At 64.0% G+C, this 14,168-nt stretch carries 13 protein-coding genes; 5 read left to right on the top strand and 8 right to left on the bottom strand.

The annotated features are described in order from the left end of the window. The first annotated feature begins 112 nt into the window (after positions 1-112). A complete protein-coding gene (locus AC788_RS05140) occupies positions 113-1,312 on the top strand; it encodes a hypothetical protein (RefSeq protein ID WP_049859522.1) in 1,200 nt (399 codons plus the stop codon). 21 nt (positions 1,313-1,333) lie between these two features. Here the strand turns inward: AC788_RS05140 and AC788_RS05135 are convergent, their stop codons facing one another. Then, the gene (locus AC788_RS05135) at positions 1,334-2,467 is read right to left on the bottom strand and encodes a glycerate kinase (protein WP_049859521.1); all 1,134 of its coding nucleotides are present in this window, start codon (positions 2,465-2,467) and stop codon (positions 1,334-1,336) included. A gap of 225 nt (positions 2,468-2,692) precedes the next feature. On the opposite strand from AC788_RS05135, the gene AC788_RS05130 reads away from it, so the two are divergent. Continuing rightward, complete coding sequence (locus AC788_RS05130) at positions 2,693-4,960, top strand: heavy metal translocating P-type ATPase (protein WP_049859520.1); 2,268 nt, start codon at positions 2,693-2,695, stop codon at positions 4,958-4,960. Here the strand turns inward: AC788_RS05130 and AC788_RS05125 are convergent. The 3 genes from AC788_RS05125 to AC788_RS05115 all read right to left on the bottom strand — a co-directional run bounded on the left by AC788_RS05125 (position 4,955) and on the right by AC788_RS05115 (position 6,981). After that, positions 4,955-5,923 (bottom strand): XdhC family protein, encoded by a 969-nt coding sequence (locus AC788_RS05125; protein WP_049859519.1) that lies wholly within the window; start codon positions 5,921-5,923, stop codon positions 4,955-4,957. The two genes, AC788_RS05130 and AC788_RS05125, sit on opposite strands and share 6 nt — an antisense overlap. A 174-nt stretch (positions 5,924-6,097) precedes the next feature. Then, on the bottom strand, positions 6,098-6,499 hold the full coding sequence (gene uraH, locus AC788_RS05120; protein WP_049859518.1) for a hydroxyisourate hydrolase: 402 nt from the start codon (positions 6,497-6,499) through the stop codon (positions 6,098-6,100). 14 nt (positions 6,500-6,513) lie between these two features. Further along, a complete protein-coding gene (locus AC788_RS05115) occupies positions 6,514-6,981 on the bottom strand; it encodes a GlcG/HbpS family heme-binding protein (protein ID WP_049859517.1) in 468 nt (155 codons plus the stop codon). Between the two features lie 134 nt (positions 6,982-7,115). Here AC788_RS05115 and AC788_RS05110 point away from each other — a divergent pair, with 134 nt between their 5' ends. The 3 genes from AC788_RS05110 to AC788_RS05100 all read left to right on the top strand — a co-directional run bounded on the left by AC788_RS05110 (position 7,116) and on the right by AC788_RS05100 (position 9,832). Continuing rightward, positions 7,116-7,790 (top strand): heavy metal response regulator transcription factor, encoded by a 675-nt coding sequence (locus AC788_RS05110; RefSeq protein WP_049859516.1) that lies wholly within the window; start codon positions 7,116-7,118, stop codon positions 7,788-7,790. Next, positions 7,783-9,207, top strand: coding sequence for a heavy metal sensor histidine kinase (locus AC788_RS05105; RefSeq protein ID WP_049859515.1), 1,425 nt, complete (start codon positions 7,783-7,785; stop codon positions 9,205-9,207). Before AC788_RS05110 ends, AC788_RS05105 begins: the two co-directional genes overlap by 8 nt. Before the next feature lie 94 nt (positions 9,208-9,301). Next, positions 9,302-9,832 carry a Dps family protein gene (locus tag AC788_RS05100; RefSeq protein WP_043189385.1) on the top strand — a complete coding sequence of 177 codons (531 nt, stop codon included), beginning with the start codon at positions 9,302-9,304 and terminating at the stop codon, positions 9,830-9,832. 47 nt (positions 9,833-9,879) lie between these two features. Here the strand turns inward: AC788_RS05100 and AC788_RS05095 are convergent, their stop codons facing one another. From AC788_RS05095 to AC788_RS05080, 4 genes are all read right to left on the bottom strand, one after another. Further along, complete coding sequence (locus tag AC788_RS05095; RefSeq protein ID WP_049859514.1) at positions 9,880-10,356, bottom strand: copper chaperone PCu(A)C; 477 nt, start codon at positions 10,354-10,356, stop codon at positions 9,880-9,882. Continuing rightward, positions 10,356-10,961 (bottom strand): SCO family protein, encoded by a 606-nt coding sequence (locus AC788_RS05090; protein WP_049859513.1) that lies wholly within the window; start codon positions 10,959-10,961, stop codon positions 10,356-10,358. Before AC788_RS05090 ends, AC788_RS05095 begins: the two co-directional genes overlap by 1 nt. 162 nt (positions 10,962-11,123) lie before the next feature. Then, positions 11,124-12,032: a glutaminase B gene (glsB, locus tag AC788_RS05085; protein WP_049859512.1), complete on the bottom strand. Its 909-nt coding sequence runs from the start codon at positions 12,030-12,032 to the stop codon at positions 11,124-11,126. A gap of 236 nt (positions 12,033-12,268) precedes the next feature. After that, positions 12,269-14,080 (bottom strand): ABC transporter ATP-binding protein, encoded by a 1,812-nt coding sequence (locus AC788_RS05080; protein ID WP_049859511.1) that lies wholly within the window; start codon positions 14,078-14,080, stop codon positions 12,269-12,271. Positions 14,081-14,168: the final 88 nt, after the last annotated feature.

The raw sequence follows: 14,168 nt of genomic DNA, 5'->3' as shown, positions 1-14,168 counted from the left end.
TGGGGCAGCGCACCGGGCTGGGGCGCGAGCAACGGAAACATGGCGCCGAAGCGTTGTCCCATGCAAGCCAACCCGGCCTGAACCCGTTCGTCGAAGGGGCGTTTGCAGCGTCATGAGAATCATCGAAAAGACCGGCGCCCAAGTGCGCACCCTCTCCCCTGCGGAGCAGCAGTTGGTGACCGAGTTCGCCGAAGGCCGCAGCGAAGGTCCGAAGCTGCTGCAGGCCAACCAGTGGCTGATGAAGGTCCGCACCCAGGGCCAGTGGCTGGCGTGCGATTGCCGGCCCGGCACGCTGCCGGTGATGAACGTGACCCTCAACAGCAGTACCGGCACCCTGTTCCTGAAGAACAACCCTGGTACGGCCGAGCACGCACCAGGCTGCCCGTTCATCCATGACGAGCGCGAAAACCCGTCGGCGCGTGGGGACGACGCGCCACTGCCTGCCGCCTGGCTTCCTCCTGACGTGCCGCTCAAGCTGATAGGTGACTTTCGCGCACCTGCTACGCTGGGCGCTCCGGCGAACGCGCTGGCAGCGAGCCAGCGTCGGGAACAGCATCGGTTGCTGTCGTTGCTGCTGACCTTCATCGAAGCCTCCGGGCTCAACGTGTATGCCACGCACTTGAAAAAGGACCTGAGCCGCCAGTTCTCTGATCTGCGCGCCGTGGCCACGCGTTACCCGCTGATCGATCGGGTGCCGGCGAGCAACTATCTGGAGACCCGCATCGACATGAAGCACATGATGATGCTCAAGTCGCGTCTGAAGGACTCCACCGCGTTCATCGGGCAGCGTCGCTACGGGCTGCTGCTCGATTGCGTGGCAGATGTGGTGGGCCGCAAGGTGATCACCGACCGCAGCAGCGCCGGGTTCGACTTTCAGGGTCATCATCTTCTGTGGGGCGGGGCGCGCAGCAGCGGGCCGTTGCTGGCACTGGCGCTGTACTCGCCGGCCACCGCTGGCAGTCAGTTCTACGAGATGGTCCATGTGGCCACGGTGCCGGTGCTGACCCGCGGGCATTTGTTCCCGGTGTTCCGCGACGAGGAGCGGGAGCCATTGAAGATGCTGGTGTCGCTGATCGACTGGATGGCCAGCAAGGGCGTCAAGGTGGTGATGCGCCGACCGGTGATCGGCGCCATGGTGATGGATGAGCTGGTGCTCAGTTCGGACCTGGACCGCGTGCTGTCGGTCTCGCTGATGAAGGAGCCGCTGGGCCCGGAGCCCAGCTCCGAGACCTTCAAGCGTCTGGCCGACTTCAAGAGCCTGGACACCTTCCGCAAGTACGTGGCCGGTTTCTTCATGCGCGAGCGGGATTGACCGTCGGCAGCGGATTCGCTGCTAGCGGCGCAGTTGCCAGAGCAGGGCGATATCCCGGGCGCGAGCGCTGAGCAGCTCACCTGCATCGCTGCAGGCCTGCTCCAGGGTCATCGGCCCGGAGGCCAGGGAAAAGGCGGCGTCGATCCCGTGGTTGTAAAGCTCTTGGTAACCCTCGCCCAGCGTGCCGGCCAACACCACCACCGGGACGCCTGCGTCGCGCGCGATGCGCGCGACACCGAAGGGCGTTTTTCCCCGCAGGGTCTGCGCATCGAATCGCCCTTCCCCCGTGATCACCAGATCGGCACCTTCCACAGCCTGGGCGAGGCCGACCAGTTGCGCCACGACCTCGACGCCTGGGCGAAACGAGGCGTCGAGAAACGCCTTGGCCGCGAAACCCATGCCGCCGGCCGCTCCGCACCCCGGCAGGTTGCGGTGATCGTGGCCCAGAAGTGGTGCGCAGTGATCGGCAAAGTGGTCCAAGGCTTTATCCAGGGCCAAGACCTGTTCGGGCGTGGCGCCTTTCTGCGGACCGAAGATATGCGAGGCGCCATGCGGGCCGCACAAGGGGTTGTCGACATCGGCCGCGACTTCGAACTGCACGTCGGCCAGGCGCGGATCGAGGCCGCTGATATCGAGCGCGCTCAGGTTCGCCAATGCCAGCCCACCACGCGGCAAGTCGGCGCCTTGGGCGTCGGTCATACGCAAACCCAGCGCGCAGAGCATGCCGGTGCCCGCGTCATTGGTGGCGCTGCCGCCGATGGCGAGAATGACACGCTGCGCGCCGGCTTCCAGCGCGGCAGCAATCAGCTGTCCAGTGCCGTAGGTGCTGCTGGCGCAGGCATCGCGCTGCTGCCGTTCGACCAACTGCAATCCGCTGGCTTCGGCCATCTCGATGATTGCGGTACGTTCGGCCGACAGCCAGCCCCAATGCGCTTCGGTGGGCTGGCCCAGGGGGCCTTCCACGGTGAGGCTGCGCAGCTCGCCCTGACAGGCGGCCATGATGGCCTGCATGGTGCCTTCGCCGCCATCGGCCATGGGCCGTTCGACGAGTTGCGCATCGGGGAGCGCCTGGCGCATTCCGCGGGCAATGGCCGAAGCCACATCGGCGGCGCTGAGGCTGTCCTTGAATGAGTCAGGTGCGATAACGATCTTCATGGCCGTTCTCCAGTTCTTGTACGTCCATGCTGCCAGTTTCACCGCGCCGGCGCGACTCCCGCAGGAGCGGTCATCGGCCGCGAAAGGCGTGATGCGGTGTGGCTGGTACACCGCTGTGCCCTTTTCGCGGCCACGGACCGCTCCTACGCAGAGTGTTGTCGGGCTTGACCTTCCCATGATGGGAAGGGTCAAAGTCGAGGCTTGGAATGGAAGGAGGATGTGGGCATGGCGGCGAATGAAGGAGCGATCGAGCTGGGCATTCAGGGGATGACCTGTGCGTCCTGCGTGGGTCGGGTCGAGCGGACACTGAGCAAGGTGCCCGGGGTAACGGCGGTGGCGGTCAATCTCGCCACCGAGCGCGGCCGGGGGGAAGGCGATAGCGCGCTGGACGTGCAGGCACTCATCGCTGCCATCGACAAGGCTGGCTACAGCGCCAGACTGATCGAACACACCCACGAGGAGCTTGATCGAGCCAGCCAGGAACACCTGGACGACGCCACCCGCCTACGGCGCGACCTGCGCGGGTCGGTAGCGCTGTCGCTGCCCGTGGTAATCCTGGAAATGGGCACGCACCTGATACCCGGTTTTCACGCCTGGCTCGACCAGCACCTCGCTCAGCAGAGTAACTGGCTGCTGCAGTTCGCCCTGACCACCTTGGTGCTGCTCATCTGTGCCAAACGCTTCTACGTCAAAGGCGTCCAGACGTTGCTGCGCGGTGCGCCGGACATGAACTCGCTGGTCGCGGTGGGCACCCTCGCCGCCTACGGCTTTTCCCTGGTATCGACGTTCGCGGCCCACGTGCTACCCCCTGGCACGGCGACGGTCTACTACGAAGCGGTGTGCGTGATCATCTGCCTGATCCTGCTGGGTCGCACCTTGGAAGCCCGCGCCCGTGGCCGTACTTCCCAGGCGATCAAGCGCCTGTTGAACCTCCAGCCACAGACCGCCTGGGTGCAACGCCAAACTGGGCTGATGGAAGTCCCGCTGGCGCAATTGGTGCAGGGTGACGTAGTGCAGGTACGCCCCGGCGAGCGGATCGCGGTGGACCGCAGCGTAGTGGCAGGCGACAGCTTCGTTGACGAATCGATGCTCACGGGTGAACCCATGCCGGTCCGCAAGCTGCGCAACGACAACGTCGTCGGTGGCACGCTGAACCAGAACGGTACGCTGCAGATACAGGCGACCGCGCTGGGCAGCGCCAGCCTGCTCGCCCGTATCGTCGCCATGGTCGAACAGGCTCAGGGCAGCAAGTTGCCGATCCAGGCGCTGGTTGACCGGGTGACGCTGTGGTTCGTGCCGGTGGTCATGGCTCTGGCGCTGGCCACTTTCGTCGGTTGGTACTGGCTGGGCCCTCAGCCCGCGCTGGGCATGGCGCTGGTGCATGCCGTGGCAGTGCTGATCATCGCCTGCCCCTGTGCGATGGGCCTGGCAACGCCCACCTCGATCATGGTCGGCACCGGTCGCGGCGCCGAACTGGGCATTCTGTTGCGCAAGGGCGAGGCGCTGCAGCGGCTCAAAGAGGCACGTGTGGTCGCACTGGACAAGACCGGCACGCTCACCGAAGGCCAGCCGCGCCTGACCGACCTGCAGCTTGCACCTGGCTTCACCCGCGAAGGGCTGCTGCCACTGCTGGCAGCGGTCGAGGTACTTTCCGAGCATCCGCTGGCCCTGGCCATCGTGGCGGCGGCACAGGAGGAACAGCTGACCTGGTCTCAAGCGCAGGACTTCCAGGCGCACACCGGCTACGGCGTCAGCGCCACGGTGGATGAGCAAAACGTTGCAATCGGTGCCGAGCGCTACATGGCGCAACTGGGTGTGGATACTGCGGCGTTCGCCAGCGCCGCGCACGCGCTGGCCGAACACGGCAAGACCCCACTGTATGCCGCAGTGGATGGCCACCTGGCTGCAGTCATCGCCGTGGCAGACACCCTCAAGCCCTCTACCCAGGCTGCGATTCAGACGCTGCATGCACTGGGCCTGAAAGTGGCGATGATCTCAGGGGATGACCGCCGCACCGCCCAGGCCATCGCCGCCCAGTTGGGCATCGATCATGTGGTGGCCGAGGTGCTGCCCAAGGGCAAGGTGGACGCCGTTCAGGCCTTGCAGCGCGAGTATGGCCTGACGGTCTACGTAGGCGACGGCATCAACGATGCGCCGGCACTGGCCCAGGCCGATGTCGGCATGGCCGTGGGCAATGGCACGGACATCGCCATCGAGGCGGCGGATGTGGTGCTGATGTCGGATAATCTGGGCTCGGTGGCCACCGCCATCGCGCTGTCGACGGCGACCCTGAACAACATTCGTCAGAACCTGTTCTGGGCCTTCGTGTACAACGCTGCCCTCATCCCCGTGGCTGCGGGGCTGCTCTACCCGATCAACGGGCTGACCCTGTCGCCGCAATTCGCGGCGGGGGCCATGGCCTTGTCGTCGGTCTTCGTGCTGGTCAATGCGCTGCGGCTCAAAGGCTTTCAGCCGCCCGCCGCGCGGTCATAGGCGCTGCCGGTCGATGCCATTGGCCGCACGCAGGATATCCGCCATGACCGCAAGGGCGATTTCGGCGGGTGTCTTGCTGCCCAGGTTCAGACCGATGGGGGGCTGGATACGCTGCTGCGCATCGGCGCCCAGACCGCCGATGCGCTGAAGGCGCTCGAAACGCTTTTCACTGGTGCGCATCGGGCCCATGGCACCGATGTAGAAGGCTGGTGTGCGTACCGCTTCGAGCAGGGTCAGGTCGTCGAGTCGAGGGTCGTGGGTCAACGCCACCACGGCTGTCGCCGAATGGCAGCCGCCTTCGGCGATGAACACCGCGGGCAAGACTTCATGGACCTGCACGCCTGGCAGGTCGAGACGGGCCAGGACTTCGGGGCGTGGTTCGCAGAGGATCACTTCGTAGCCCAGGCTCAAGGCGAACCCGGCACAGAACTCGGCCACCGGCGACAGGCCGGCCAGGATCAGGCGCTGTACGGCGCCGATGCGGATGCGGATTTCTTCGTCGTTCACCAGCACACGCGCATCGCCCATGCTCCCGGGGCTAATGCTGCGTTGATCGCTTCCGGGTACGACCTGGCGAGCCACCAGCTGGCCGCCGGCGAAGGCGTGTTCCACCTGTTGCAGGTGCTCCCGCGTCGCGTCACCGGGCGTGAGGTATTCCACTAGCACATCCAGAACGCCGCCGCAGGGCAGCGCCATGGTCGGCGCCAGGCCGCCGTCGCCGTAGCGCACCACCTGATTGACCGGTGTGAAAAATCCGGCGGCGACGCGCTCCAGAAAATCGTCTTCCACACAGCCACCCGACAACGAGCCGCAATGTTCGCCATTATCCAGAGCGACCAGCATAGCCCCCGGCCCGCGTGGCGCCGAACCGAAGGTCGACAATACCGTGCACAGCCATACGCCCCGGCCCTGGCCAAGCCAGGCCTGGGCCTGTTGTATGACTTGCAGATCAAGCTGCTTCATCGATGGACACCCGTCATGATCCTGCGCAATTCCCCGGCGCCCTGCCCTGCGGCGCTGCTCTGGTGCAACAGACCGCAGGCAGGGGGCAATAGTTTTCCGGGTATGGCGAAAGCATGGCGGCCATCCTTGCAGGCACCCGACCGCAGCCGGGCACTCGCATCACTGCCCGTACGACTAGGAACCGCGATAGGTGCTGAAGCCGTAGGGGCTGAGCAGCAACGGGATGTGGTAGTGCTGCTCGGTGTTCTTGACCTCGAAGATCACCGGAATTTCCGGGAAGAACGTGTCATGGCCAACCTTGCGGTAGTAGTCGCCAGTCTTGAACACCACGCGGTATTCGCCCGCAGCGAACGGGCGCTGCTCTGGGAACAGCTCGGCGATGCGCCCTTGCTCGTTGGTAACGCCCTTGCCCAGTGCTTGCCACTGGTTGCCCTGATGCTGCTCCAGGGTCACTTCGATACCGGCCGAGGGCACGCCGGTTTCCAGGTTCAGTACGTGGACGCTCAGGGGATTGGCAGCCATCGCCAGGCCGGACAACGAGGCCAAGCTGATGGCCAGAAGAGTCTTTTTCAACATGGTGCAGCGCTCCTTCAAGGGTGAATGGCCAGACCGACGGATTCGGTGGCCTTGATTGCACAGGCTTCGTCCTGCTCGGCGCCGCCGGCGCCGGCAATGCCAACGGCGCCAACCAACTGCGTGCCCTCGTAGACCGGCACGCCGCCGCCTAGCAGCAGCAACTGCCCAAGGGAAGTCAGGTTGGCGGCTTCGGGGTTGTTGCGGGCGCGTTCGGCAAAGGCCCGGGTCGGGGTCTTGGTCGAGAGTGCGGTGTAGGCTTTCAACCGCGCCGCTTCGGTGTTGTGCGGGCCCACCGCGTCGCCGCGCTGCTGGACGATGACGTTGCCGCCACGGTCCAGGACCGCCACCGCGGCCACGCAGCCACTGCCGTTGGCCAGTCGCTGGGCGGTTGCCAGGTCCAGGTCCGGATGCTGGGCCAGCGCCGCATGGGCTTGCGTGGCCAGCAGGCAGCTCAGGGTGAATGTCATGCAAAGGGCTTTCATCGGGCTTCTCCGTGATCAGTGGCAACCACGTTAACAAGCACGCCCCGACAGAACCCCGTCGCAGGGATTACAACTTTGTAATAGGCAATCGGGCGGCGGAGGCCTAGCCTATGCGCGGGTACAGGAGCTGAACGATGCGTGTGTTGCTGGTTGAAGATGAAGCGAAGACGGCGAACTTTCTCGCCAAGGGGCTGGGTGAATCCGGCTTTTCGGTAGACGTGGCGCTCAACGGGCTGGATGGACGCTATCTGATCGAACAACAGGCGTATGACCTGGTGATTCTCGATGTCATGCTGCCCGGCCTGAACGGCTGGCAACTGCTCAAGCTGATCCGCCAGCGAGGCGAGACACCGGTGCTGTTCCTCACCGCCAAGGACGCCATCGAAGACCGTGTGCGCGGGCTGGAGCTGGGCGCCGACGACTACCTGGTGAAGCCGTTCGCCTTCGCCGAGCTGCTGGCGCGGGTGCGCACGCTGTTGCGTCGGGGCGCGGTACGCGAGGTCGAGCACTACCAGGTGGCGGATCTGGTGGTGGACGTGCTGCGCCGTCGAGTCAGCCGCGGTGGACAGCGCATCAGCCTGACCAACAAGGAGTTCGCCTTGCTGCACATGCTGATCAGCCGGCCCGGCGAGGCGCTCTCGCGCACATTGATCGCGTCCCAGGTGTGGAACCTGAATTTCGACAGCGACACCAACATGGTCGAGGTAGCGATACGCCGCCTGCGCGCCAAGGTGGACGATTCGTTCATGCCCAAGCTGATCCATACCGTGCGCGGCGTCGGCTATCGGCTGGAGCACCAGGATGAGTGAACGCCGCCATTCTCTGGCCTGGCGGCTGGCGCTGGCCGTGGCGGTGGTCTGCACGCTGGCGATGAGTGCGGTCGCGGTGTTTCTGTATCGCTCGCTGGCGGCCGAGATTGCCTACCGCGACGACCTCGCCCTGCTGGGTCGGCTCGAGCAGGTCCGCACCCTGCTCCACGACAGCGACAGCCTGGGCGTCCTGCAGCAGCGCCCTCAGTTGTACCAGAACATGCTTGGCAATCAGGAGAGCGTGCTGCGGGTGCGTCGCGCAGATGGCAGCCTGGTGTTCGAAATCAACCCCCATGGCGAAACACTGGGCGATCCGCCACGCATCGGTGTGAGTCAGCAGCCGAGCCGGACCGACATTCGTCAGGACCGTAACGCCTTGTTGCTGGCCGGTGACGCGGTCGGTCCGGCGGGCGAAGCGTTGACGGTAATGGTTGGCAAACGCCTGCACGAACGCGAAGCGATCCTGGCCAGCTATCGGCTGCGTCTGTACCTGGCCGTGGCGGCGGGCGCCTTGCTGGCCTGGATCATCGGTCTGCTGCTGGTACGACGGGCGCTGACACCCTTGCGCGATATGGCCGACGCACTGGCCCTCATCGATCTGCGCAATCTGCATCGACGGCTGGCCGATACCGCCGCGCCCCTGGAATTGCAGGCGCCCCTCCAGGCGCTCAATGGCATGCTGGCGCGGCTCGAACAGGGTTTCGAACGGCTCTCACAATTCTCGGCCGATCTGGCCCACGAAATTCGCACCCCGCTGCACACGCTGCTGGCCAGCACGGGCCAGGCCCTGAACCAGCCCCGCAGTTCGGATGAATACCGTGAATTGCTCGGTTCCAACATCGAGGAGTACGAGCGTCTGAACCGCATGGTGGAAAACCTGCTGTTCCTGGCCCGTGCCGACCACGGGCAGCGCCCGGTGCACCTGCAGGCCATCGACCTTGCTCATCTGGGCGAAGAGCTGTGCGACTACTTCCAACTCCTAGCCGACGAGCGCGGTGCATGCCTTGAGCATTCGTTGCATGGGACGTTGAACACCGACCTGCAACTGCTGCAACGGGCCTTGGGCAATCTGCTCGCCAACGCGGTGCGCCACGCCAAGCCCGGCACGACTGTGCGGTTGAGCCGACACGATGACGCGGCGTTCGTGCGCCTGTGCGTGCGCAACGAAGGTGACACCATTGCGCCCGAGCATCTGCCGAGGTTGTTCGATCGCTTCTTCCGCATCGACCCGGCACGCACGGAGCCTGGCGACTCCGGTGGCCTGGGGCTGGCCATCGTGCAGTCGATCATGACGTTAGTGAACGGCAAGGTGAGTGCGTCCAGTGACGACGGCGTGACGACCTTTACCTTGAGCTTCCCAAATGCAGGCGCTGTGCAGCTTGATTCCTACGTTGATAGCGACCCTTCATCGGCGTGATTGAAAAAATCTCTGAGCATTCCGGTTCACAGCGCGGTCGATTCAATTAGTGGTTACAAACCCTATCCCGCAAACCTGTACCAGGAGATTTCAAATGGCCGTTGCCAATGTGAAACAGGAACTCAAGACCGTATCGTCCGTCAAGGCCAAGGCCGAGAAAGGCGAAGGCGCCCGCTTGCAGAACCAAGCTGAAGTTGGTCAGGAACTGGCAGTGCTGCTGTCTGACGTCTTTGCGCTGTACTTCAAAACCAAGAACTACCACTGGCACATGAAAGGCTCGCATTTCCGCGACTATCATCTGCTGCTGGAAGAGCAAGCCACCCAGATCTACGCCATCACTGACCTGATTGCCGAGCGCGCCCGCAAGATCGGCGAGCCGACTGTCCGCTCGATGGAGCAGATGGTGCAACTCAAGCGTCTGGCCAGCAGCGAAGCTGCCGACCTGTCGCCGGAAGACATGCTGACCGAGCTGCATGACGACAACCAGTCCCTGGCTGCCTACATGCGCACTACCCATGGCGTCACCGACGAAGCCAACGACCTGTCCACCACCAGCCTGCTGGAAGAGTGGATCGACCAGGCCGAAGAGCGTGCCTGGTTCCTGGGTCAGACCGTCGGCAAGTGATTGCGACGGTGCAACTGTGATGCCGGCAACGCCCTGTTGCCGGTCATTCAGTGAGCGTGAGCGTGGTCAGGTGCATTCAGCGCCCTGGCCACGGCGTTCACTTCCAGCGTTTCTTCCTCTCCCTGTGCATTCTTGATCTTCAGGGTCAATGGCACTGCATCACCCTCTTTCACCTGCTTGACCAAGCCCATCAACATCACGTGATAGCCGTTGGCATCGAACACGACCGGTTCGCCTGCGGGTAGACTGACTTCGTCCACCGGCAACATGCTCATCACGTCGCCTTTCATGGTCGACTGGTGGATCTGCGTGTCCTTGGCAGCCGGTGACTGCACGCTGAGCAAGGTGCTGTCCGAATCCGCCGTCAGCGTCATGAATGCGCCGGTGGCCGGCTGGCCTGGAACCGTGGCACGTGCCCAGGCATCTTCCACGGTGGTTTGGGCCATGGCATAGCCGGAGAGGCTCAGGGCGACTGCCAGGAAGGTGGATTGGCGCAGGGCTTTCAAAGTGGCAACGGGTTTCATCAGCAGACTTCCATTACGGTGAGCAGGTCCTCGGCGCACTCTTGTGCGGTGAGGGAATGGGACAGACCCAGGCGCAGCACGCCACGAGAGTCATAGACGTAACTGGTCGAGGTATGGGAGATGGTGTAGGTATCCCCTACCGGGACCTTTTCGTAGAACACCTTGAACTCCTTCGCCACCTCGGCAGTTTGTTCAAGCGTACCGCGCAGGGCCACGAAGGTGGGGTCGAAGAGTTTGACGTAGGCGTCCAGCACTTCCGGCGTGTCGCGTTCGGGGTCCAGGGTGATGAAGATCACCTGCAGGCGGTCACCGTCGCGGCCCATGAGTTTCTTGGCCTGGACCGCACGCGCCAAGGTGGTCGGGCAGACGGCCGGGCACTGGGTGAAACCGAAGAACACCATGGGCATCATGCCGCGGAAGCTGGACAGGGTCTTTTCGTTGCCCTGCGGGTCCTTGAGCCGGAAGGTGCGGCCAAGGATCTCGTTGCTCAGGTCCTTGCCGTACTTGAACGACAGCGTATTGCTGTCGCCACATCCGGCCAGCGCACCGAGACCGAGAATGCCCATGCCGGCGAGTACTCGGCGGCGGGTCGGGAAATCGTTCATGCCATATCGCCCTCTGAAGAGGGCCGCAGTTTAAGGTCCACAGCGGCGCTTGGGCACTGCAACCTGTCACATTTTGTTTAATCGCGGACGCTCAGGCATACCGTGCCATGCCCTTCGCGGTCCGTGGCCGCGAAAAAGCACCCCGGTCACTCAGGCCTCTACCTAAAAAACCGACCAGCCGATCCGCTCGCTGAGCAGCTCCAGTGCAGCCATGCCGGCCAGCGAGTTGCCCGCCGGGTTGAGTTCCGGGGACCAGACGCACACCGTGAACTGCCCCGGCACCACCGCGACGATGCCGCCGCCTACCCCGCTCTTGCCTGGCAACCCGACGCGGTAGGCGAAGTTGCCCGCCTCGTCGTACAGCCCGCTGGTGGCCATGATCGAGTTGACCTGCTGGGTCTGGCGCCGGGTCAGTACCTGCTCGCCACTGTGTTTGCAGTAGCCGTCGTTGGCCAGGAAGCAGAAGGCGCGGGCCAGATCGACGCAGTCCATGCGCAACGCGCAGTGGCTGAAATAGCTGCGCAGCACCGCCTCGACATCGTTGTGGAAGTTGTCGAACGACTTCATCAGGTAAGCCATGGCCGCATTGCGCGCCCGGTGCTGGTATTCCGATTCCGCCACCCGGCCATCGACGATCACCTGAGGGTTGCCCGACAACCGCCGCGCCAGGTCACGCATCGACAGCGCAGGGGCGGCGAAGCGCGACTGGTTGATGTCGCAGATCACCAGCGCACCGGCGTTGATGAACGGGTTGCGCGGCCGACCCCGTTCGAACTCCAGCTGCACCAGGGAATTGAACGGCTGCCCGGACGGCTCGTGACCCAGTCGTTGCCAGATGTCTTCACCCGAGTGGCCGATCGCCTGGACCAGGCTGAACACCTTGGAAATGCTCTGAATGGAAAACGGCGTGTGGGCATCGCCGGCGCTGAACACTTCGCCATCGTTGCCGTACACGGCGATACCCAGTTGCGCGGCGGGCACATCGGCCAACGCCGGAATGTAATCGGCCACCTTGCCTTGTCCGATCAGAGGGCGGACGGCATCCAGTATTTCAACCAAAAGCGCTTGCATCGGGCTACTCGCATCAAGGGATCAAGCCGTAGACGGCGGCACTTGCAAACGCATCACAGATCCGCTCTGTCGGGGGTGGCGGTGCATCTGCCGGACCGTGGTGCACCCTTCGCGGGCAGAGGGCTCGCCGCCCGCCCCGGTCCCACAGGATCGCCACCACACTTTGTGGGAGCGGGCTCTGCCCGCGAAGAAGTCAACGCGGTGCATCTGCTGGACTTCAATAGCCAGCATCACGCTCAGCGATACCCCCGCGCCTGAAGGTCGAACAGTTCGGCGTAACGCCCCGCCTGGGCCATCAGTTGTTCATGGTTGCCGCGCTCCAGCACCCGGCCCTGTTCCAGAACAACAATATGGTCGGCATTGCGCACACTCGAGAAGCGGTGCGAAATCAACAGGGTCATGCGGCCCTTGGCGTACTCGCGGAAATGCTCGAACACCGCCGCTTCGGCGCTGGCGTCCAGTGCTGCGGTGGGCTCATCGAGAATCAGAATGTCGGCATCGCGCCGCATGTACGCCCGGGACAGCGCCAGCTTCTGCCATTGCCCACCGGACAGCTCCTGCCCACCCGCAAACCAGCGCCCCAACTGAGTGGCATAGCCGTGCTCCAGACGCTCGATAAACGGCTCGGCCGTGCCCTGCACCGCCGCCTCGCGCCAGCGCTGGGTGTCATCGAACGCACGGGTGTCACCCACCCCGAGGTTTTCCCCGACGCTGAACTGATAGCGGATGAAATCCTGGAAGATCACCCCGATTCGCTGACGCAGCGCTTCTTCCTGCCAGTCCTGCAGATCGCTGCCGTCGAGCAGGATGCGCCCCTCGTCCGGCCGGTACAAACGTGTCAGCAGCTTGATCAAGGTGGTCTTGCCTGAACCGTTCTCACCCACCAGCGCCAGGCTCTTGCCCGGCATCAGGTGCAGGTCGATACCCTGCAAGGTGGCGCGGTTGGCGCCTGGATAGCGAAAGCCCAGCCCTTCACAGCGCAGGCCGTCGCCCGGCTTCACGCCCTGAGTGAGATCGCCCCGAGTGGCCTGCACCGGGTAGGCCAGATAGTCATACAGGTCCGCCAGGTACAAGCCGTCTTCGTACAAGCCGCCGATCGCCGTAAGGCTGCTGCTGACCGCGCTCTGCCCCTGCTTGAACAACACCAGGTACATAGTCATCTGCCCCAGGGTGATATGACCGTTCACTGTGTCAATGACGATCCAGCCATACGCCAGATAGAACGCCGTCGTGCCCAATAGACCCAGCACGAAACCCCAGCCGTCCCGGCGCAAGGTCAGGCGGCGGTCCTCGGCATACAGCTTGGTGAAGGTGTCGCGATAGCGCTGCAGCAAGAGCGGCGCGAAGCCGAACAGCTTCACCTCCTTGATGTAGCCCTCGTGGGAAAGCAGTGTTTCGATGTAGTTCTGTCGACGGGTTTCCGGTGCGCGGCGGCTGAACAGGCGGAAGGCATCGCCGGAAAAATGCGCTTCGGCAAAGAACACCGGCAATGCGCCGATCACCAGGATCACCAACGCCCAAGGCGAGAAATGCACCAGCAACACACCGAAGCTGACCAGGGAAATCAGGTTCTGCACCAACCCCAGCGACTTGCTCACCAGCGCCAGCGGTCGCGTGGACGCTTCACGGCGAACGCGCACCAGCTTGTCGTAGAACTCCGAGTCCTCGAACTGCATCAACGAAAGCGTCTGGGCTTTCTCCAGAATCAGTGTGTTGACCTTCTGTCCCAGCTGGACACGCAGCAGCGCCTGTTGCACCGAGAGGCCGCGCTGCGCTGCGGCCAGCAGTGCCAGCACACCGGCTTCCATCAGGACATAGCGCAACACCGGCCACAGCGGCGCAGCGCCGGTCTGCTGGTGCAGTTGCATGGCTGATACCACTGCATCGACGATGCGCTGGCCCAGCCAGGCCGCCAGTGCCGGCAGGATACCTGCGGCTAGCGTGGCGATTACCAGCCCAAGCAGCAGGCCGGGTGAAGTCGCCCAAACCAGTTGCAAGGCACGTCGGGCCTGGCCCAGAAAATTCTTCAGGCGAGAGAAGTCGAGCATCGACAAAAGCGTTCCTTGAACAAGATATATGGCCGCAGCCATGACACAATTTACCTTCCAGCCCAGAGTCGACAGCTGTGTGGCGGAC

This window comes from Pseudomonas sp. RIT-PI-a (assembly GCF_001187875.1).
GTDB classification, from domain to species: Bacteria; Pseudomonadota; Gammaproteobacteria; order Pseudomonadales; family Pseudomonadaceae; genus Aquipseudomonas; species Aquipseudomonas coleopterorum.
Note: the sequence above shows the minus strand (reverse complement) of the source record. Positions and strands in the feature narration are given on the sequence as shown.